Origin of the sequence: Nonomuraea sp. B10E15, from assembly GCF_039871615.1 — a bacterium.
GTDB lineage: Bacteria > Actinomycetota > Actinomycetes > Streptosporangiales > Streptosporangiaceae > Nonomuraea.
The window spans coordinates 1-18,015 of sequence record NZ_JBDPMB010000011.1 but is presented as its reverse complement, the minus strand read 5'-3'; the positions used below and the strand labels follow the sequence as shown (position 1 = coordinate 18,015).

General features: G+C 70.2%; 19 protein-coding genes and 1 riboswitch. Of the genes, 9 read left to right on the top strand and 10 right to left on the bottom strand.

Annotated elements, in window-relative coordinates; all coding sequences use genetic code 11:
- Positions 1-11: 11 nt before the first annotated feature.
- The 4 genes from ABGB14_RS27745 to ABGB14_RS27730 all read right to left on the bottom strand — a co-directional run bounded on the left by ABGB14_RS27745 (position 12) and on the right by ABGB14_RS27730 (position 4,684).
- Positions 12-1,256 (bottom strand): ATP-dependent DNA ligase, encoded by a 1,245-nt coding sequence (locus ABGB14_RS27745; protein WP_347646750.1) that lies wholly within the window; start codon positions 1,254-1,256, stop codon positions 12-14.
- Positions 1,240-1,971 carry a pyrimidine reductase family protein gene (locus tag ABGB14_RS27740; protein WP_347646749.1) on the bottom strand — a complete coding sequence of 244 codons (732 nt, stop codon included), beginning with the start codon at positions 1,969-1,971 and terminating at the stop codon, positions 1,240-1,242. The genes ABGB14_RS27745 and ABGB14_RS27740 overlap by 17 nt, the downstream gene beginning before the upstream one ends.
- Before the next feature lie 55 nt (positions 1,972-2,026).
- Positions 2,027-4,147, bottom strand: coding sequence for a glycogen debranching protein GlgX (gene glgX, locus ABGB14_RS27735; protein WP_347646748.1), 2,121 nt, complete (start codon positions 4,145-4,147; stop codon positions 2,027-2,029).
- Positions 4,148-4,258: 111 nt separating this feature from the next.
- Complete coding sequence (locus tag ABGB14_RS27730; protein WP_347646747.1) at positions 4,259-4,684, bottom strand: OsmC family peroxiredoxin; 426 nt, start codon at positions 4,682-4,684, stop codon at positions 4,259-4,261.
- A 179-nt stretch (positions 4,685-4,863) separates the two neighbouring features.
- On the opposite strand from ABGB14_RS27730, the gene ABGB14_RS27725 reads away from it, so the two are divergent.
- The 4 genes from ABGB14_RS27725 (at position 4,864) to ABGB14_RS27710 (ending at position 7,847) form a co-directional block, all read left to right on the top strand.
- The gene (locus ABGB14_RS27725) at positions 4,864-5,421 is read left to right on the top strand and encodes a sigma-70 family RNA polymerase sigma factor (protein ID WP_347646746.1); all 558 of its coding nucleotides are present in this window, start codon (positions 4,864-4,866) and stop codon (positions 5,419-5,421) included.
- Positions 5,421-6,314, top strand: coding sequence for a maleylpyruvate isomerase family mycothiol-dependent enzyme (locus tag ABGB14_RS27720; protein WP_347646745.1), 894 nt, complete (start codon positions 5,421-5,423; stop codon positions 6,312-6,314). The genes ABGB14_RS27725 and ABGB14_RS27720 overlap by 1 nt, the downstream gene beginning before the upstream one ends.
- A 302-nt stretch (positions 6,315-6,616) precedes the next feature.
- Positions 6,617-7,012 carry a hypothetical protein gene (locus ABGB14_RS27715; RefSeq protein ID WP_347646744.1) on the top strand — a complete coding sequence of 132 codons (396 nt, stop codon included), beginning with the start codon at positions 6,617-6,619 and terminating at the stop codon, positions 7,010-7,012.
- Between the two features lie 247 nt (positions 7,013-7,259).
- Positions 7,260-7,847 carry an HD domain-containing protein gene (locus ABGB14_RS27710; protein WP_347618137.1) on the top strand — a complete coding sequence of 196 codons (588 nt, stop codon included), beginning with the start codon at positions 7,260-7,262 and terminating at the stop codon, positions 7,845-7,847.
- A 6-nt stretch (positions 7,848-7,853) separates the two neighbouring features.
- Here the strand turns inward: ABGB14_RS27710 and ABGB14_RS27705 are convergent, their stop codons facing one another.
- A complete protein-coding gene (locus ABGB14_RS27705; protein ID WP_347646743.1) occupies positions 7,854-9,203 on the bottom strand; it encodes an ankyrin repeat domain-containing protein in 1,350 nt (449 codons plus the stop codon).
- A 177-nt stretch (positions 9,204-9,380) separates the two neighbouring features.
- Between ABGB14_RS27705 and ABGB14_RS27700 the strand changes: the two genes are divergently transcribed.
- Complete coding sequence (locus tag ABGB14_RS27700) at positions 9,381-10,100, top strand: DUF1707 domain-containing protein (RefSeq protein WP_347646742.1); 720 nt, start codon at positions 9,381-9,383, stop codon at positions 10,098-10,100.
- A gap of 34 nt (positions 10,101-10,134) precedes the next feature.
- On the opposite strand, the gene ABGB14_RS27695 is transcribed toward ABGB14_RS27700, so the two are convergent.
- From ABGB14_RS27695 to ABGB14_RS27675, 5 genes are all read right to left on the bottom strand, one after another.
- Complete coding sequence (locus ABGB14_RS27695; protein WP_347646741.1) at positions 10,135-10,926, bottom strand: sirohydrochlorin chelatase; 792 nt, start codon at positions 10,924-10,926, stop codon at positions 10,135-10,137.
- On the bottom strand, positions 10,908-11,636 hold the full coding sequence (locus ABGB14_RS27690; RefSeq protein ID WP_347646740.1) for a phosphoadenylyl-sulfate reductase: 729 nt from the start codon (positions 11,634-11,636) through the stop codon (positions 10,908-10,910). Before ABGB14_RS27690 ends, ABGB14_RS27695 begins: the two co-directional genes overlap by 19 nt.
- Positions 11,633-11,803, bottom strand: coding sequence for an Insertion element protein (locus ABGB14_RS27685; protein WP_132595212.1), 171 nt, complete (start codon positions 11,801-11,803; stop codon positions 11,633-11,635). Before ABGB14_RS27685 ends, ABGB14_RS27690 begins: the two co-directional genes overlap by 4 nt.
- Positions 11,800-13,488: a nitrite/sulfite reductase gene (locus tag ABGB14_RS27680; RefSeq protein WP_347646739.1), complete on the bottom strand. Its 1,689-nt coding sequence runs from the start codon at positions 13,486-13,488 to the stop codon at positions 11,800-11,802. Before ABGB14_RS27680 ends, ABGB14_RS27685 begins: the two co-directional genes overlap by 4 nt.
- Positions 13,489-13,741: 253 nt before the next feature.
- Complete coding sequence (locus ABGB14_RS27675) at positions 13,742-13,867, bottom strand: hypothetical protein (protein WP_347646738.1); 126 nt, start codon at positions 13,865-13,867, stop codon at positions 13,742-13,744.
- Positions 13,868-13,922: 55 nt separating this feature from the next.
- Here ABGB14_RS27675 and ABGB14_RS27670 point away from each other — a divergent pair, with 55 nt between their 5' ends.
- The 4 genes from ABGB14_RS27670 to glyA all read left to right on the top strand — a co-directional run bounded on the left by ABGB14_RS27670 (position 13,923) and on the right by glyA (position 17,743).
- The gene (locus ABGB14_RS27670) at positions 13,923-14,699 is read left to right on the top strand and encodes a TIGR03084 family metal-binding protein (RefSeq protein WP_347646991.1); all 777 of its coding nucleotides are present in this window, start codon (positions 13,923-13,925) and stop codon (positions 14,697-14,699) included.
- Positions 14,700-14,754: 55 nt separating this feature from the next.
- The gene (locus ABGB14_RS27665) at positions 14,755-15,129 is read left to right on the top strand and encodes a YccF domain-containing protein (protein WP_347646737.1); all 375 of its coding nucleotides are present in this window, start codon (positions 14,755-14,757) and stop codon (positions 15,127-15,129) included.
- 141 nt (positions 15,130-15,270) lie between these two features.
- Positions 15,271-16,209 carry a YihY/virulence factor BrkB family protein gene (locus ABGB14_RS27660; protein WP_347646736.1) on the top strand — a complete coding sequence of 313 codons (939 nt, stop codon included), beginning with the start codon at positions 15,271-15,273 and terminating at the stop codon, positions 16,207-16,209.
- A 175-nt stretch (positions 16,210-16,384) separates the two neighbouring features.
- A riboswitch (ZMP/ZTP riboswitch) is annotated at positions 16,385-16,467 on the top strand.
- Positions 16,468-16,492: 25 nt separating this feature from the next.
- Entirely contained in the window at positions 16,493-17,743 is a 1,251-nt protein-coding gene (glyA, locus tag ABGB14_RS27655; RefSeq protein WP_347646735.1) for a serine hydroxymethyltransferase, read from the top strand.
- The last annotated feature ends 272 nt before the right edge of the window (positions 17,744-18,015 follow it).

Sequence of the window (18,015 nt, the reverse complement as noted above, 5' to 3'; positions counted from 1 at the left end):
GGGATATTCGATTAGCGGGCAAGGATAGCGTCAAGGTTGTAACTAACTGGACGCTCAAGCTGCTCGTACGTGCACGAATCGGGCGTGCGATCGGGCCGCCACCGCCGCCACTGCGCGGTGTGCCGGAACCGGTCGCCCTCCATCTGGTCGTAGGCCACCTCGATCACCAGCTCCGGTCGCAACGGGATGAAGGACAGATCCTTCTTGGCGTTCCACCGCGACACCGCGCCGGGCACCCGCTGCCCGCCCGTCGCGGGCCCGGCGGCCGGCTGGCCGGCGTTGGCCGCCGCCTGCTCGGCCCAGTGGCCCCACGGATGCTCGCTCAACTCCGCGATGTACGGTTTGAGCTCCTCGACCAGCTCGGCCCTGCGCGCCATGGGGAACGACGCCGCCACGCCCACGTGGTGCAGCCGGCCGTCCGCGGCGTAGAGGCCGAGCAGCAGCGAGCCCACGATCGGACCCGACTTGTGCTCGCGGTAGCCGCAGATGACGACGTCGGCCGTGCGCTCGTGCTTGACCTTGAACATCGTGCGCTTGTCGGGGATGTAGGGCTGGTCACCCGGCTTGACGATGATGCCGTCGAGACCCGCGCCCTCGAACGTCTCGAACCACTCGTGCGCCTGCTCGTCGCTCGTCGTGACGGGGGTCAGCCGGATCGATCCGCCCTTCGCGGGGAAGAGGCCCTCCAGCCGGGCGCGGCGCTCGGAGAACGGCGCCTCCATCAGCGACTCGTCGCCCAGGGCCAGCAGGTCGAACGCGACGAACTGGGCCGGCGTGCGCTCCGACAACATCGTCACCCGCGACTTGGCGGGATGGATGCGCTGCTGCAGCGCGTCGAAGTCGAGCTGGGAGCCCATCGGCAGGACGATCTCGCCGTCGACCACGCACCGGTCGGGCAGCTCGGCCCTGGCCGCCTCGACCAGCTCGGGAAAGTAGCGGGTGAACGGCCGCTCCTTGCGGCTGCCCAGATAGACCTCGTCGCCGTCGCGGAAGATGATGCAGCGGAAGCCGTCCCACTTCGGCTCGTAGAACAGCGTGCCGTCCTGCTTCGGCATGGTCTTGACCGGCTTGGCCAGCATCGGCGGCACCGGCGGGCGCACCGGCAGGTTGGGCACCGGCTCCGGCTCCTCGGCCGCGACGGCGCCGGTGGCCGGCCCGGTGGTCGGCTCAGTGGTCGGCTCAGTGGTCGGCCCGGTGGTCGGCCCGGTGGTCGGCCCGGTGGTCGGCCCGGTGGTCGGCTCAGTGGGCTCGCTCATCAGTGCTCCTCGTGTACGTGCAGAAGAGAACGCCCTCCTCCTCCAGCACCTGGCTGAGATCGAGGGAAACCTCCGCGGGCTCGCCGTTGAGTATGCGGGCCGCGCCGCCTCCGACCAGCATCGGGCTGATCGACAGGCACAGCTCGTCGATCAGCCGGCAGGCCGAGAGCTGGGCGTTGACGCGGGGGCCGCCCTCGCACAGGATCCTGGTCAGCCCGCGCTGGTGCAGCTCGGCCATGGCCAGTGGCAGGTCGACCTCGTCGTCGCCGGCGACGACGAGGTCGCAGTGCCGGGCCGCCGCCTTGCGCCGCTCGCGGGGCGCGGCCTCGCAGGTGATCACGATCGTCCGGCTGGGCGCGTCGGTGAACAACTCGGCGTCGAGGTCGAAGCCGAGGCCGCGGGTGATGACGGCGATCGGCGGCACCTCGGGCCGGCCCTCGCGGAGCTCGGCCCACCAGTCGCGCGGCGGCACCGGGCCGTAGCCTTCGGTGCGGACGGTCGCGGCGCCCGCGACGATCACGTCGGCCAGCCCGCGCAGGGTCTGGAAGATCCGCCGGTCGCCCTTGCTCGACAACCCCCGTGAGCGGCCCTTCAGCCAGGCCGCGCCGTCGGTGCTGGCGACCATGTTGACGCGCAGCCACGGCCGGTCACCGGGGTAGGCGTACGCCTGCGCGATGTCCGGGTTGTCCTGTATGTCGGGATAGATGCGCCGCACTCCTCTACCTTGGCACACCCCACCGACAATCGGCTCGCGGAGGTTTCCGCCCTCGTCAGGCGTGCCGGCGCGGCTGGCGGAGCACCTGGAGCGAGCGTGCCGTGACCGCCACCAGGTCGCCGGCCCGCCACTCGTCGGCGAACGTGTCCTCCACCGTGTCGTGGTTGGTGTCGAGCACCGGCAGCCATCCGCCGCCGAACTCCTCGCCGGGCAGCGTGAACGACATGTTCTCGTGGTGGGCGTTGATCAGCAGAAGGAACGAGTCGTCCACGATCCGCTCGCCGCGCGGCCCGGGCTCGGTGATCGCCTCGCCGTTGAGATAGACCATCAGCGACTTGGCGTAGCTGATGTGCCAGTCGCCCGCCGTCATCTCGCGGCCGCCGGGGGTGAGCCAGACCAGGTCGCGCTTGCCGTTGTCGGGGTGGCGGCCGTGGAAGAACCTGCGGCGCTGGAAGACCGGGTGCTCGCGGCGCAGCTTGGACAGCGCCCTGACGAAGTCGAGCAGCTCGTGCTCGGTCTGCAACATCGACCAGTCGACCCAGGCCAGCTCGTTGTCCTGGCAGTAGGCGTTGTTGTTGCCGCGCTGGGTGCGGCCCATCTCGTCGCCGTGGGACAACATCGGCACGCCCTGCGACAGGAACAGGGTGGCCAGGAAGTTGCGCCGCTGGCGGCGGCGGAGCGTGACGATCTCCGGATCCTCGACCGGCCCCTCCGCCCCGCAGTTCCACGAGCGGTTGTCGTTGGTGCCGTCGCGGTTGTCCTCGCCGTTGTCGGCGTTGTGCTTGTGGTCGTACGAGACCAGGTCGGTGAGGGTGAAGCCGTCGTGGCAGGTGACGAAGTTGATCGAGGCGACCGGGCGGCGGCCGGAGGACTCGTAGAGGTCGGCGGAGCCGGTCAGCCGGGAGGCGAACTCCGGTAGCGCGGAATGTGTGCCCCTCCAGAAATCCCGTACGATGTCGCGGTATTTGCCGTTCCACTCCGTCCACAGCGGCGGGAAGTTCCCGACCTGGTAGCCCCCCGGCCCCACGTCCCACGGCTCGGCGATCAGCTTGACCTGCGAGATCACCGGATCCTGCTGGATCAGGTCGAAGAAGGCGCTCAGCCGGTCGACGTCGTGCAGTTCCCTGGCCAGCGCGGAGGCCAGGTCGAAGCGGAACCCGTCGACGTGCATCTCCAGCACCCAGTAGCGCAGGGAGTCCATGATCAGCTGCAGGGCGTGCGGCGAGCGCACGTTGAGGGAGTTTCCGCAGCCGGTGTAGTCGAGGTAGTAGCGCCGGTCACCGTCGTGCAGCCGGTAGTAGGCGGCGTTGTCGATGCCCCTGAACCCCAGGGTGGGGCCCATGTGGTCGCCCTCGGCGGTGTGGTTGTAGACCACGTCGAGAATGACCTCGATGCCCGCCTCGTGCAGCGCCCGCACCATCGCCTTGAACTCCAGCACCTGCTCCCCGCGCGTGCCGCCGCAGGAGTAGCGGCCGTGCGGCGCGAGGTAGGCCATGGTGTTGTAGCCCCAGTAGTTCGTCAGCCCGCGCGCCACCAGGAAGTGCTCGGGGATGTAGTGGTGCACGGGCATCAGCTCGACCGCCGTCACCCCGATCGACAGCAGGTGCTCGATGACCGCCGGATGCCCCACAGCCGCGTACGTGCCCCGCAGGTCCGGCGGCACGCCGGGGTGCCGCATGGTGAGCCCCCGCACGTGGGCTTCGTAGATCACGGTCTCGTGGTACGGCGTGCGCGGCGGCCGGTCGTTGCCCCACTCGAAGAACGGGTTGATCACGACGTTCTTCGGGAGGTAGGGGCCGCTGTCCTCGGTGTTGCGCCGGGAGGGATCGGTGAAGTAGTAGGGGAACAGCGCCTGGTTCCAGGTCAGCTCGCCGTCGATGGCCTTGGCGTAGGGGTCGAGCAGCAGCTTGGCGGGGTTGCACCGGTGACCCTGCGACGGTTCGTACGGCCCGTGCACGCGGTAGCCGTAGCGCTGCCCCGGCTGGACGCCCGGCAGGTAGCCATGCCAGACGAACCCGTCGACCTCGGGCAGGTCGACCCGCTCCTCGGTGCCGTCGTCGTGAAAAAGGCATAGCTCGACCCGGTCGGCGACCTCTGAGAACAGCGAAAAGCTGGTGCCAACGCCGTCCCAGGTGGCGCCGAGTGGATAGGGCTCGCCCGGCCAGACCTCGCGCATGTGAACTGATTGTCGCACGTTGAAGCGGTTTTGGTCCTGCACTGAGCCGATCGCCCTTCGTACCGGGCCGGCCGCGCGCGTGGGCGCGGCCAGGCCGACCCGGGGCGGAGGCTAGAGGAGCTCGGCGTTGAGCGAGATGGTGGTGCCCGCCAGGGCCTTGCTGACCGGGCAGCCGGCCTTGGCCGTCTCGGCGGCCTGCTGGAACTGCTCGGCCGTGATGCCGGGGACGTGCCCCTTCACCGTGAGCACGATGCCCGTGATGCCCTCGCCGGGCTGGAACGTCACGTCGGCGCTGGTCCGCAGCGACGTGGGGGGCGTGCCGGCGCCGGCCAGCCCGTGGGAGAGCGCCATCGAGAAGCAGGACGAGTGGGCGGCCGCGATGAGCTCCTCGGGAGACGTCTTGCCGCCCGCCGCCTCGGCCCTGGACGGCCAGGAAATCTCGAAGGCGCCGGCGCCCGACGAGTCGAGCGAGACGCTGCCCGAGCCGTCGAGCAGAGCGCCCTCCCACTGGGTGGTGGCGGTGCGCGTGGTGGCCATGGTGGTGCTCCCTCCGTCGTGGATCTCCGAAGCTACCGCGCGCCGGATCGAGCCCCGAGGAGGCGCGCACCGGCACGGGGGACATTCGCTGGTCATCCAGCTCTACATTTCTCGCGAATAGTGACATGCTCGGGTCGCGGCGCACGTGCCGCCTTGATCCGGATTTATACGGGAGTGTGGTGCCAGTGGAGGCACCGTACGACGACCGCGTGCTGCACCAGCGGGTGGTCGGCGGCGACGAGTCCGCTCTGGGGGAGATCTACGACCGGCTCTCCTCGCTGATCTTCGGTCTCTCCCTCCGGGTCACCAGGGATCGGGTGATCGCCGAGGACATCACGCAGGAGGTGTTCCTGGTCTTCTGGGAACGTCCGCTGGCCTACGATCCGGAGCGCGGGCCCCTGCGTGCCTGGCTGGCCACGATCGCGCACCGGCGCGCGGTCGATCACGTGCGCGCGGAGGAACGGCGCCGGGTGTCGGCGCTGGGGCCGCGGTTGTTCGAACGCGAGCCCGCCAGGCCGGAGGACACCGTGCTCGCCGCCGACGAGGCCGAGCGGGTGCGGCAGGCCGTGACGTCGTTACCCGGCAGCCTGCGGGAGGCACTCGAGCTCGCCTATTTCGGCGGCAGGACCTACCGGCAGGTCGGCGAGGAACTCGGCATGCCCGAGGGCACGGCGAAATCGCGCATCCGGCTGGCGTTACGGCGCCTGGCGGACGCGCTCGCGGAGGAAGAGGTGTGATGGACCCCGTCGAGCGTCTTTACCTGGACGCGCTGATGGCGGACCCGGCGGTGCCGGCCCACTCGTTGCGTCCCCAACTCCTGGCCGGCGCGAGGGCCCGGCGCAGGCCCGCGGCGCCCACCGCGGCCTGGGCGGAGCCGTACGCGGGCCGGGTCGCCGCCATGGACGCCCTGCTGGCCGAGGCGGCCGGCGACGACTGGTCGCGCGTGATCGTCGAGGGCTGGACCCTGCAGGAACTCGTCGCCCACCTGGCCGCCAAGGACGGTCTGCTGGCCGCCTCCGTCGGCGCTCCCGTGCTCGGACCGCCCATCGGCACGGCCGACGCGCCGGCCCGTACGCGTGATCTGCAGGCCTACGAGCGGTCACGCAGCCCCGAGCAGACGCGCAGGGACTGGCGCGCCCAGGCGGACGCGCTCTGCCGGCACCTGGCGGGCCTGGATCCCGCGACGGCGGCCACGCTCGACGGCCTGGAGACAGGGCTGGGCGACCACGTCCTCGGCCGGAGCCTGGAGACCTGGATCCACACCGCCGACGCCGCGGCGACGGCCGGGGTCCGCCTGCCCGACCCGATCGCGGAGCACATCCACCCGACCGCCGACCTGTGCGCCCGCCTGCTGCCCTGGACGATGCTCCTCTCGGGGGCGGACGGCGGCGCGGGACACACCCTGCACCTCACCTTGACGGGCGACGGCGGCGGCGAGTGGCGCATCCCCCTGGGCGTGGAGGAGACTGCCCCGGGCGCTCCCGACGTCAGCATCACGGCGGACGTGGTGGCGTTCTGCTTCCTGCTCGGGGGCAGGGGAGACCCGGCCGCCTTCCCGGCGGAGCTGGGCGGTGACCTCGCCCTGGCCAGGGACGTCCTGACCGCCGCACCCGCTCTGTCCGGCCCGTAGCCCGGCTCGTCCCGGCGGACGCGGCCGTGGGGCTCAGGAGATCATCCTCGTGCCATGCCCACCGGCGGGCAAACAACGGCGAAAACCTTGTTGAACGATCTCTCCTCCGGAGTCCTTTGATTTGACGCGTTGTTTGGGTTCATGGGGTTAAACGAGAATCCGTTCCTGGGTAAGTCTGCCTCTGTCCGGGCACTCGATCATGATGGGTACCGGATTTTCTGGGTCGAACTACCCATGGACGGAAAAGAATGCACGAGAATACAGAAAGTCGGCAACCGAGCGCGCCGAGAAAAAGGCGCATCATGTCAGTGGCTCTGGCCGGCGCGGCCGCCAGCGTCATGCTCCTTCCCGTGAGTCAGGGGATCGCCGGCGCGAGCGCAGGCGCTGCCGTCGCCTCGGCCGGGGTCGGGGCCGTCGCGGGAGAGAAGCCGGTGCTCGGGTGCAAGCGTCACTGCAACCGCTGGCCCAGGGGTCCCTGGTGGGGCGGTCGCCATCACCACCACCACGACGATCACCACCACCACCATCGCAAGTTCCGTCACAAGCGCCACCATGACGACCGGCCGGTCCGGCCGCGGATCGTCGTGGTGACGCCGACGCCTACACCGTCCCCGACGCCTACGAAGACGGACAGGCCGCGCTACGACGACAACGAGGGCGGGTTCGACTTCTTCGACTGGTGGCCGGTCGACCAGTAGCGCCCGCGGTGGGCGGTGTCATCACCGCCTCCGAAGGAAAGGACGAATGCCGTGGCCGGATGGCCAGCCGCGGCATTCGTCTATTTATTCAATGAAAAGTGCGGATAATGCGGGCGTGGGGTGAAATATGGCCAGAGGTTGTTGCGAATCTGGTCGGACTCCATCATCCTGATTAATCCTTGGCGGACGGCTCAGATCCAGGCCTGCTGGCCGGCCGGGCCCGCCGCGCACGACGAGAGGGGGCCACATGACTGACGACGTGATGGGAGACGTGACGGGCCTGGCCGGGCTGCTGTACGAGTTCGGGCTGCTCAAGCGCTACAAGAGGACCGGGTGGCTGGTCGCGGGCGTACGCGACCCCGAGAGCATCGCCGAGCACTCGTTCCGCGCCGCCGTCATCGCGGGCATGATCGCCAAACTGGAGGGCGCGAATCCGGAGCGGGCCGCGTTCATGAGCCTGTTCCATGACACGCAGGAGACCCGCATCACCGACATCCCCTACATCGGCAAGCGCTACCTCAAGGCGGCCTCCAACGAGGACGTCACCGCCGACCAGGTGCGGGGCGTGTCGGCGGAGGTGGCGGACATGGTGGGCGACGCGGTCGCCGAGTACGAGGAGAAGGCGAGCCTCGAGGCCGTCTGCGCACGCGACGCCGACAAACTGGAGTGCCTCATCCAGGCGGTCGAATATCGGGAGCAGGGGCACCAGAACGTGCAGGGCTGGATCGACAGCTCGCTCGCGGCGATCAAGACCACGACGGGGAAGCGCCTGGCGGAGGAGGCGTTGAGCACGGGGACCCTGGAATGGGTGACCCGCGTGCTCAACGGCGACTGACCGCGCTCACCCGGCTGCCGGCGGCTCGGTGACGAGGTCTCTGGCGTATTCGTCGTCGCTCTCGGCCAGCACCCGCTCCGCCCCCTGCGCCGCCCGCTCGTCGCCGCGGGTCGCGAGCCCGCGCGTGGCCTCGGCCACCGCACGCAGGTTCGTGTCGGTGAGCCGGGCCGCCAGCGCCTCCCGGATGGCGGGCGTGTCGGCCGACAGGCCCGCGAGCCCGGCCGTGGCCCAGTCGCGGATGCCCGGGTCGTCGTCCTGGGTCATCTCGATGAGCAGCGCGAGACCCTCCTCGTGCTCCGGCGGCAGCACGTCGGCCAGCGCGATCGCGTCGGTGATCGTCCGCGTGTGCCCGGGACGCCCGAGGATGTCCAGCACGTACGGCAGCGCCCTCGGATCGCCCTGGTGGCCGAGCGCGGCCAGGACCGAGCGCAGCACCTGCGGGTTGCCCTCCGTGGTGACCATCTTCTCCAGCAACGGCAGCGTCCTGTCGGCGTAGGGCTTCTCGTCCTCGGTGACGCCGAACTGGGCGATGGCGTCCACGCCGAACTCGCGCTCCCTGGCGTCCTCGCTCACGCACAGCCGGGACAGCGCCTCGTAGGTCTCCTCGTCGCCGCGCTTGGCCAGCGAGTCGGCGACGATCCACCACGTCTCGGCGTCGTCGTCGAGGTCGCGGTGCGCCACGGCCCGCGTCACGAGCCGGTCGACCGGCTCGTGGACGCCCGTCGCCTCCTCCAGCAGGGTCGCGACGGCCGCGTGCCCGCGCTGCGCCTGCACCTGCTCCGTCTGCGTGCCGTCGGGCGAGCGGCCGGTCACGGTGACCAGCTCGGTGCCGTCCCTGGTGTGCTGGCGGGTCACGGTGTGCTCCCAGCCCTCCTGCTCGATCTGGTCGAGCAGGGCGCTCTCCAGGTGCACGCCCACCCAGTCGGCCGCGATGTCGAGCGGCGTGTCGCCGTCGCCGTCGTACTTCTCGGCGTCGGCGTCCGCCGCCAGCAGGACCTGCACCACGCCCAGCGCGCCGCGCCTGGCGGCCAGCGACAGCGGGGTGTCGCCGTCGTCGTTGGTCGCGTCGACCGCGGCGCCCGCCTCGATCAGCACCCGGGCGGTGGCGGCATGCCCGTTGGCGGCGGCCCACAGCAGCGCCGTCCAGCCGCCGGTCTCCCTGCCGTCGACCTCGGCCCCGGCCGTCAGCAGCGTCGTGGCCACCTCGGCGCGATCCCAGGCCGCGGCCGCGCACAGCGGCAGGCCCTCCTCCTCGCCCTCGCTGGGCGTGTTGGGGTCGGCGCCGCCGGCCAGCAGCTTGCCCACGGTCTCGGAATCGCCGTTCAACGCCGCGCGGTAGAGCTGTTCCTCATGCATGACAGGGACCCTAGCCTGGTCCGGCCGCGCCCCGGACCATGCCAGGGCCCCGTGTCATGGCGTGGTACGCGTCCCGGCCTCCGGAGGTTCGGACTCCAGGGCAACGTGCATGGTCAGTGGCGAGACAGTTTCCTCCCGGAGAGCGCGACGGTGGACAAGTCGCGATATGTTGCGAGTATGACTGATCCGGGTGAGGTCCGCGCGTCGGACGCCGAGCGCGAGGCCGTCGTCGAACAACTCCGTATCGCCTCGGTGGAGGGCAGGCTCACGCTCGCCGAGCTGACCGACCGCACGGAGGCCGCGTACACCGCGGCCACGCACGCGGAGCTGGCCCTGCTCACCCAGGACCTGCCCGCGGGCGGCGCGCCCGCGCCCGCGTCGCCGGCCCCGACGGGACGCAAGCGGCGCTGGTTCGTGGGCATCATGGGCGACTCCAAGCGGCGCGGCACCTGGCGGATCGACAAGGAGCTCGGCGCGGTCGCCGTGATGGGGGACGTGGTGCTCGACCTGCGCGAGGCGGAGGTGCGTACGAACTCGGTCGACATCATGGCCGTCTCCGTGATGGGCGACGTGAAGATCATCGTGCCGGACGGGGTGAACGTGGACCTCGACGGCGTCGCCATCATGGGCGACAAGAAGGTGGACGTCCTGGAGGGCGCCCAGGGAGCGAACGTGCCCGTCGTGCGCGTGCAGGCGTACGCCGTGATGGGCGACGTCAAGGTGGTCGGCGACTCGCGCGCGAAGCCGATCAAGCGCAAGCTGTCGGCCTGGCGGGAGCACTGGCGGATGTTGCACGGAGAGGACTGGCGCGAGCTGGGCAGGCAGCTCCGCCACGAGACCCGCGAGCTGAACCGGCAGGTGCGCGACATGAACCGCGACCTCGGCCGGGGCTACTGACCCCGCTGCTTGATCGGCTGCTCAGCCGGGCTGCTCAGCCGGCGATGGGCACCGGACGCCGCTGGGCCGCTTCGTACCGTTCCAGCAGCACGCCGACCAGCTCGGGAGCGGGCCCGAGCACGTCGGCCACGACCTCGGCGCCGGCCTCCAGCGCGGCCTGCCGCACCTTGTCGGCGAAGTAGCCGGGAGCCAGCAGATAGGGGGCGACGGCGACCCGCGGCGCGCCGGAGCGCAGCAGCGCGGAGACCGCCTCGGCAGGCGACGGGTCGGCCGCGGAGGCGTAGGCGGCCGACACCGACCACCAGCCGGAGCGCCGCCACCGCCGGGCCATGCCCGAGACCACCGCGTTGGCCCTGGCGTCGCTCGAACCGGCCGACACCAGCACCACCGCCGTGTCCGGGTCGCCCGCGGGCACGCCCGCCCCGGCCAGCCGCCGCTCCAGCGCGGTCCGCAGCAGCGGGTGCGGACCGAGCGTGGTGCCGTAGTGCACGCGCAGGCGCGGATGGCGCGCCCTGACCTCGTTGAGCGCCGCGGGCAGATCGACCCGGCTGTGGTACGCCTCGGTGAGCAGCAGCGGCAGCACCACGGCCTCGTCGAGCCCGGCCAGCGCCTGCCCGAGCGCGGGAGCGCAGTGGTCGAGATAGGCCACGCGTACGGGCACGTCGGGGCGTTCCAGGCGCACCCTGTCGAGCAGCGCGGCCACGGTGGCGGCGGCGCGCGGGTCGCGTGACCCGTGCGCCACCGCCACCAGTGGCACGCGGCCGGGGGCCGTCCCGCCTGCCAACGGGACGGAGCCCCTGTCGGGGATCACAGGTGAATGCCGCATTCGACCTTCCCCAGGCCCGCCCAGCGACCGCTGCGCGGATCCTCACCATCCGCGACCTGCCGCGTGCAGGGCGCGCAGCCGATCGAGGGGTAGTTGTCGTAGTGCAACGGGTTGATCAGCACCCCGTTGTCGGCGATGTAGTTGTCGACGTCATCCTGCGTCCAGGCGGCGATCGGATTGACCTTGACCATCTGCCGCTTGGCGTCCCACTCGACGACCCTGGTGTTCGTCCGGCTCGGCGACTCGTCGCGGCGGATGCCGGAGATCCACGCGAGGTACGGCTCCAGCGCCCGGTTGAGCGGCTCCACCTTGCGCAGGTAGCAGCAGAGGTCGGGGTTGCGGCCGAACAGGCGCGGGCCGAGGTCGCGATCCTGCTCATCGACCGTCCGCGACGGCTTGATGTCGATCACATTGACGTCATAGACCTGCCGCACGGCGTCCCGCGTGCCGATCGTCTCGGCGAAGTGGTAGCCGGTGTCGATGAACAACACGTCAACGCCGGGTTTGACCCGGCTCACCAGATCGATGAGCAGCGCGTCGCTCATGGAGGAGGTCAGGCACAAACGCTCGCCGAAGGTCGCCGCCGCCCAACGGATGATCTCGCGCGCGGGGGCGCCCTCCAGAGCGGTCGCGGCCGACTCGACGATGTCCGGCAGGTCGAGCGAGCCACGTTGATCTCTTAAGACGACCTCGAGGTCGACCAGCGTCATATCCTCACTCCGATCCCGAGAAACTTCAGCTTGAAAGCACGAGCGCAGGCGCGGCAGTACCAGCTGCCGCCCGTGCCGTGCCCGGCGTCGTCGAGCTCGCCCTCGTAGGGTTCGAGGTCCTCGTCGCCGCAGTACGGGCAGTGGAAGGGAACCGCTCGTGTGGTCATTTCAGGTCGGCCTCGTCCGCTCGCTGCACCCAGTCGGCGAACGACTCGCCTTCCTTCTTCTGGTCGTCGTAGTGGGACACGACCCGCGCGACGTAGTCGGGCAGCGCCTTGGCGGTGGTCTTCAGTCCCCTGACCTTGCGGCCGAAGCCGGAGTCGACGCCCAGCGAGCCGCCCAGGTGGATCTGGAAGCCCTCGACCTGCTCGCCGTTCTCGTCGACCACGAGCTGGCCCTTCAGGCCGATGTCGGCGGTCTGGGTGCGGGCGCACGCGTTGGGGCAGCCGTTGACGTTGATGGTCAGCGGCTCGTCGAACGACGGCAGCCGGCGCTCCAGCTCGTCGATCAGGCCGGCCGCCGCCGACTTGGTCTCGACGATGGCCAGCTTGCAGAACTCGATGCCGGTGCAGGCCATCGTCTGGCGGCGGAACGTGGACGGCCTGACCCGCAGGTCGGCGGCCTCCAGCTCGGCCACGAGGGAGTCGACCTGGTCGGGTGCGACGTCGAGGATGACCATCTTCTGCTCGATCGTCGTGCGGACCCTGCCGGAGCCGTGCCGCTCGGCGATGTCGGCGATCTGATGGAGCTTGTCGCCGTCGACCCGGCCCACCTTGGGGGCGAAGCCGACGTAGAAGGCGCCGTCCTTCTGCGGGAAGACGCCGACGTGGTCGCGCCGGCTGCCGCGGGGCGGCTCGGGGGCGGGCCCGTCGGGCAGCGGCTCCTTGAGGTATTCCTGCTCGAGCACCTCACGGAACTTCTCCACGCCCCAGTCGTTGACCAGGAACTTGAGCCTCGCCCTGTGCCGCAGCCGCCGGTAGCCGTAGTCGCGGAAGATCCCGGTGACGCCCTCGTGCACGTCGCCCACCTGGTCGGGCCGGACGAACACGCCCAGCCGCTTGGCCAGCATCGGGTTGGTCGACAGGCCGCCGCCGACCCACAGGTCGTAGCCGGCCTCGCCGCGCTCGTTGACCACCCCGACGAACGCCACGTCGTTGATCTCGTGGACCGTGCAGTGGGCGGGGCAGCCGCTCAGCGCCGTCTTGAACTTGCGCGGCAGGTTGGAGTAGGCCGGGTTGCCGATGACCCGCTCCTTCAGCTCACGGATCTGCTCCGTGGCGTCCAGCACCTCGTCGGTGTCGATGCCGGCCAGCGGGCACCCGAGGATCACGCGCGGGGTGTCGCCGCAGGCCTCCGTGGTGGACAGGCCCACGGCCTCCAGGCGCTCCCAGATGTCCGGCACCGACTCGATCTCGATCCAGTGGAGCTGGATGTTCTGGCGGTCGGTCAGGTCGGCGGTGCCGCGGGCATATTCGTTGGCGATGTCGGCGATCGTGCGCAGCTGGGCCAGGTCGAGCTGCCCGCCGTCGATGCGCACGCGCATCATGAAGTAGCGGTCGTCGAGCTCCTCGGGCTCGAGGATCGCCGTCTTGCCGCCGTCGATGCCGGGCCTGCGCTGGGTGTAGAGGCCGTACCAGCGCATGCGTCCGCGCAGGTCGGCCGGGTCGATGGAGTCGAAGCCCCGCTTGGAGTAGATGTCGATGATGCGCTGGCGGACGTTGAGGCCGTCGTCGTTCTTCTTGTTCTCTTCGTTCTTGTTGAGCGGCTCGCGGTAACCGAGAGCCCACTGGCCTTCGCCGCGCGGGCGCCGGTGATGGCGGCTGGCGGGAGTGCGGCTGGCAGGAGTGCTCATTGCGCGTCCTTCGGATCATGGGCGCGCGCTATGGTCCTCCCGCCTCGTCATCGAGGGCAGGAATGCAGGAGGGAATGCGACGCGCTCAGCGGCAAAAGAAAGATGGCGGTTAGCGGGCGTCGCAACAGATGGCACTGCGGACACGCAGCAGGTCGACGTGGCGTCGACCGACGAGCATGGGGTCCGCTGGCATACAACGAAGATACCCCGGCCGTCCGGGATGTCCAAGAAGGGGTCCAGAGTGTGGGATCGTTCAGCCCTGGCGCGGCCAGTCCAGCTCCGACTCCCTGGCCTGCTCCGCGGTCTGGTGCTGGCAGTCGCACCACGAGCCGCCGCGGCAGTCGTCGTGGCGCTTGTCCTTGCAGCTCTCGCAGATCACACCTGCATTATTCTCCTAGAAGGTTGTTCCGGTTAGGCTGGCGCGCGTGAACCTCATGGCCGAGTTGCTCGACGACCTGCGTGCCGAGACCGCGTCCTTCGAGGCGCTGCTGCGGCCCATGAGCGACGACGCCTGGGAACGCCCCACGCCCGCCGAGGGGTGGGCGATCCGCGACCAGGTGAGCCACCTGGCCTGGTTCGACGACGCGGCCGCCCGGGCGGTCACCGACCCCGACGGCCACCGCGCCTCCCTCACGGGTCCCGGCCCGGTCGACGGATGGGTCGACGACCTGGTGCTGCGGGCGCGCGGAAGGACTCCCGCCGACCTGCTCGCCTGGTTCCGTACGGCGCGGGCCCGCAGCGTCGAGGTGTTCACCACGCTCGGCGCCCGCGACCGGGTGCCGTGGTACGGGCCCGACATGTCGGCGGCCTCGTTCGTCACCGCGCGGCTGATGGAGACGTGGGCCCACGGCCAGGACGTGGCCGACGCGCTCGGCGTCACCAGGCCGCCCACGGCCCGGCTCAGGCACGTGGCCTCGATCGGCTTCATGGCCAGGCCGTACAGCTTCGCCGTACGCGGCCTCCCCGTGCCCGCCGAGCCGGTGCGCGCGGAGCTCACCATGCCGGACGGCGCCACGTGGACGGCGGGCCCCGGCGACGCGGAGAGCGTCGTACGCGGGCCGGTGCTCGACTTCTGCCTGGCCGTCACCCAGCGCATCCACCTGTCGGACACCGCGCTGGAGATGGCGGGGAGCCCGGCGAGGGAGTGGATGGAGATCGCGCAGGCGTTCGCGGGGCCTCCAGGAAGGGGCCGCGCGCCCGTCTCGGGGTGATCTCAGGGTCGATGCCGGATGACGCGAACGGCAGGACCAGTGACATGCTGTGAGTATGCGCACAATCTTGAACGTCATCTGGCTCGTGTTCGCCGGAATCTGGCTGGCCATGGGCTACGCACTGGCCGGGATCATCTGCTGCATCCTGATCATCACGATTCCGTTCGGCATCGCCTCGTTCAGGATCGCCGCGTACGCGCTGTGGCCGTTCGGCAGGACCGTCGTGCGCGACCCCGACGCGGGGGTGTTCTCGTTGCTCGGCAACATCATCTGGTGCGTCGTCGCGGGGATCTGGCTGGCCATCGGCCACGTCATCACCTCGATCCCGCTGTTCATCTCCATCATCGGCATCCCGATGGGCGTGGCGAACATCAAGATGATCCCCGTCTCCCTCCTCCCGCTGGGCGCGCGCATCGTCGACAACGACTAGCCACGGGCGGGGTGCGCGGCGTCTAATGGGGGCAACCGCCACCACGGTTTCGACCAGGCACTCTGGTAGGGCGGCGGGCCGATGGGCAGTGACCATTGGCTAGGCTGTGCCGAAGAGTAACTGCGAATACCGTTGGGTGCCATGACGTCCACCGAAGCGCCTTCCCGGCCGAAAAGGGGCCTCGCCTCCAACGCCCGGGCCAGGCTGAGCTGGGTGCTCGACACCAAGTCGTGGGCGATCGTCCGTGCGTCGACCAACGCCGGGGTCAACTACCGGGTGACCGGCCTCGCGGGTGAGGCGGCCTTCTTCGCGCTGCTGTCGCTGCCGCCTTTCGTGCTGGGCCTGATCGGCGTCATCGGCAAGCTCGGCACCTGGCTGGGGCCGGGAGTGGTCGGCCAGGTCAAGGCCTGGGTGATCGCCCAGGCCGGCCTGCTGTTCACCGACGACGCCGTCACCAAGGTCGTCAACCCGCTCATCACCGACGTGCTCAGCGACGACGCCGGCAAGGTGTCGATCATCTCGCTGGGTTTCCTGGTGTCCCTGTGGTCCGGCTCCAGGGCCCTCTACGTCTACGTCGACCTCATCTCCGTCGCCTACGGGCTGGGCGAGGAGCGCGGCATCATCCGCACCAGGCTGATGTCGTTCGGCCTCTACGTCATCGGCCTGGTCATCGGCATCATCGTCATGCCGATCCTGGTCGTCGGCCCGACCCTGCTCAGGGACACGCTGCCCGGCGAATACGGCATCCTCATCGACGTGCTCTACTGGCCGGTCGTGATCGTCGGCTCGGTGCTGTTCCTGACCGTGCTCTACCACGTGAGCGTCCCGGTGCGCACGAAGTGGTACCGCGAGCTGCCCGGCGCCATCCTGGCGTTGTTCCTGTGGATCGTCTGCGCGGCGGTGCTGAGGGCCGTGCTGGCCGCGTGGTTCTCGCCCGTCTCCGTCTACGGCTCCCTGGCCGCGCCCATCGCCCTGCTGCTGTGGTTGTACATCACCGCGCTGGCCGTGCTCATCGGAGCCATCCTGAACGCCGAGGTCGACCGGCTCTGGCCGGGCATGGGCCGGACGAACAACGCGTGATCCGACCTGGGGCGCGGGCGACCAGATCCGTGCCGGCGAGTCGAAACGGTTGTTCGCCGTGTTCCGCGGCGTCCGGAAGACGATCAAGGCCGTCGACCTGGACTTCCTGACGTTCGGCCTGTTCAGGAACGTGAAGATCACGCAGAAGTGAGAGCCCGCCGCATCCGCTATCGTCTAGACGAGACGCGACTGGCGCATTGGGTGGGAACGACCACCGGGGAGCGAAAGGAGCGGAGGCCGTGCGCCTGGGTCTTCGCAGATTGTCAACGATGACAGGAGAATCATGAGTTCTCTCTCTAGCGTCGACCCGCAGCTCGCCGAGCTCATCCATGCGGAGGAGCGGCGGCAGGCCGACACCGTCAAGCTCATCGCGTCCGAAAACTACGTGTCCAAGGCCGTGCTCGAGGCCACCGGCACCGTCCTGACGAACAAGTACAGCGAAGGCTACGCGGGCAAGCGCTACTACGAGGGCCAGCAGGTCATCGACCAGATCGAGACCCTCGCCATCGAGCGCGCCAAGGCGGTCTTCGGCGTCGGCCACGCCAACGTCCAGCCCTACTCCGGCTCGCCCGCCAACCTCGCCGTCTACATGGCGTTCCTGCAGCCCGGCGACACCGTGATGGGCATGGGCCTGCCGTTCGGCGGCCACCTCACCCACGGCTGGTCCGTCTCGGCCACCGGCAAGTGGTTCAACCCGGTCCGCTACGGCGTGCGCAAGGACACCGGCCGCATCGACCTCGACGAGGTGCGCCAGCTCGCCCTGGAGCACCGTCCGAAGCTCATCTTCTGCGGCGGCACCGCGATCCCGCGCACGATCGACTTCGAGGGTTTCGCCTCGATCGCCCGTGAGGTCGGCGCCGTGCTGGCCGCCGACATCGCCCACATCGCGGGCCTGGTCGCGGGCGGCGCGCACCCGTCGCCGGCGGGCCACGCCGACGTGATCTCCACGACCACGCACAAGACGCTGCGCGGCCCGCGCGGCGCCATGCTCATGGCCGACTCGGAAGAGCACGCCAAGGCGCTCAACAAGGCCGTCTTCCCCGGCCTGCAGGGCGGCCCGCACAACCACACCACGGCCGCCATCGCCGTCGCGCTGCACGAGGCCGCCCAGCCGGCCTTCCGCGACTACGCCCACCAGGTCGTCGCCAACGCCAAGACCCTGGCCGACGAGCTCGCCTCGCGCGGGTTCGACCTCGTCTCCGGCGGCACCGACAACCACCTGATCCTGCTCGACCTCACGCCCAAGGGCATCGGCGGCAAGCCGGCCGCGCAGGCGCTCGACCGCGCGGGGCTGGAGACCAACTACAACACGGTGCCGTTCGACACGCGAAAGCCGTTCGACCCGTCGGGCATCCGCATCGGCACGCCGTCGGTCACCTCGCGCGGCATGGGTGAGGCGGAGATGCGCCAGATCGGCGCCTGGATGGACGAGGTCGTCACCGCCCTCGCCAAGGGCGACGCCGACGACGTCATCACGCGCGTCCACCACGAGGTGAGCGAGCTCACCGCGCAGTTCCCCGCGCCCGGTCTCTAGAAGCGAGCTCCGCCCGACCGGCTCCTGGAGCCGCGGCGGAGCCAGGCGGGCGCGCCGCGCGCCCGCCTCCGGTTCGCGAAGATCCTTTCGTTACGGCGGTGCCGGCGGCACGCCTTCCGCCGCACCTGGCGAGGGCCTCCAGGGTGACGCCCGCTGACAGAGATGATGTAGGGGAGCACCTCCCGCCAGTCCTGACCCACCCTCTGACTGACCTCGGGTCTTCAACGGGATCTGTCGGTCTGAGCGGGAAGTGCTCGCCTGCACCCACCGGA

Coding starts and splice junctions, on each gene's coding strand:
- ABGB14_RS27745 (WP_347646750.1), bottom strand. CDS start 1,256: ATGAGCGAGCCCACTGAGCCGACCACCGGGCCGACCACCGGGCCGACC.
- glgX (WP_347646748.1), bottom strand. CDS start 4,147: ATGCGCGAGGTCTGGCCGGGCGAGCCCTATCCACTCGGCGCCACCTGG.
- ABGB14_RS27730 (WP_347646747.1), bottom strand. CDS start 4,684: ATGGCCACCACGCGCACCGCCACCACCCAGTGGGAGGGCGCTCTGCTC.
- ABGB14_RS27720 (WP_347646745.1), top strand. CDS start 5,421: ATGGACCCCGTCGAGCGTCTTTACCTGGACGCGCTGATGGCGGACCCG.
- ABGB14_RS27715 (WP_347646744.1), top strand. CDS start 6,617: ATGTCAGTGGCTCTGGCCGGCGCGGCCGCCAGCGTCATGCTCCTTCCC.
- ABGB14_RS27710 (WP_347618137.1), top strand. CDS start 7,260: ATGACTGACGACGTGATGGGAGACGTGACGGGCCTGGCCGGGCTGCTG.
- ABGB14_RS27705 (WP_347646743.1), bottom strand. CDS start 9,203: ATGCATGAGGAACAGCTCTACCGCGCGGCGTTGAACGGCGATTCCGAG.
- ABGB14_RS27700 (WP_347646742.1), top strand. CDS start 9,381: ATGACTGATCCGGGTGAGGTCCGCGCGTCGGACGCCGAGCGCGAGGCC.
- ABGB14_RS27695 (WP_347646741.1), bottom strand. CDS start 10,926: ATGCGGCATTCACCTGTGATCCCCGACAGGGGCTCCGTCCCGTTGGCA.
- ABGB14_RS27690 (WP_347646740.1), bottom strand. CDS start 11,636: ATGACGCTGGTCGACCTCGAGGTCGTCTTAAGAGATCAACGTGGCTCG.
- ABGB14_RS27685 (WP_132595212.1), bottom strand. CDS start 11,803: ATGACCACACGAGCGGTTCCCTTCCACTGCCCGTACTGCGGCGACGAG.
- ABGB14_RS27680 (WP_347646739.1), bottom strand. CDS start 13,488: ATGAGCACTCCTGCCAGCCGCACTCCCGCCAGCCGCCATCACCGGCGC.
- ABGB14_RS27670 (WP_347646991.1), top strand. CDS start 13,923: ATGGCCGAGTTGCTCGACGACCTGCGTGCCGAGACCGCGTCCTTCGAG.
- ABGB14_RS27665 (WP_347646737.1), top strand. CDS start 14,755: ATGCGCACAATCTTGAACGTCATCTGGCTCGTGTTCGCCGGAATCTGG.
- ABGB14_RS27660 (WP_347646736.1), top strand. CDS start 15,271: ATGACGTCCACCGAAGCGCCTTCCCGGCCGAAAAGGGGCCTCGCCTCC.
- glyA (WP_347646735.1), top strand. CDS start 16,493: ATGAGTTCTCTCTCTAGCGTCGACCCGCAGCTCGCCGAGCTCATCCAT.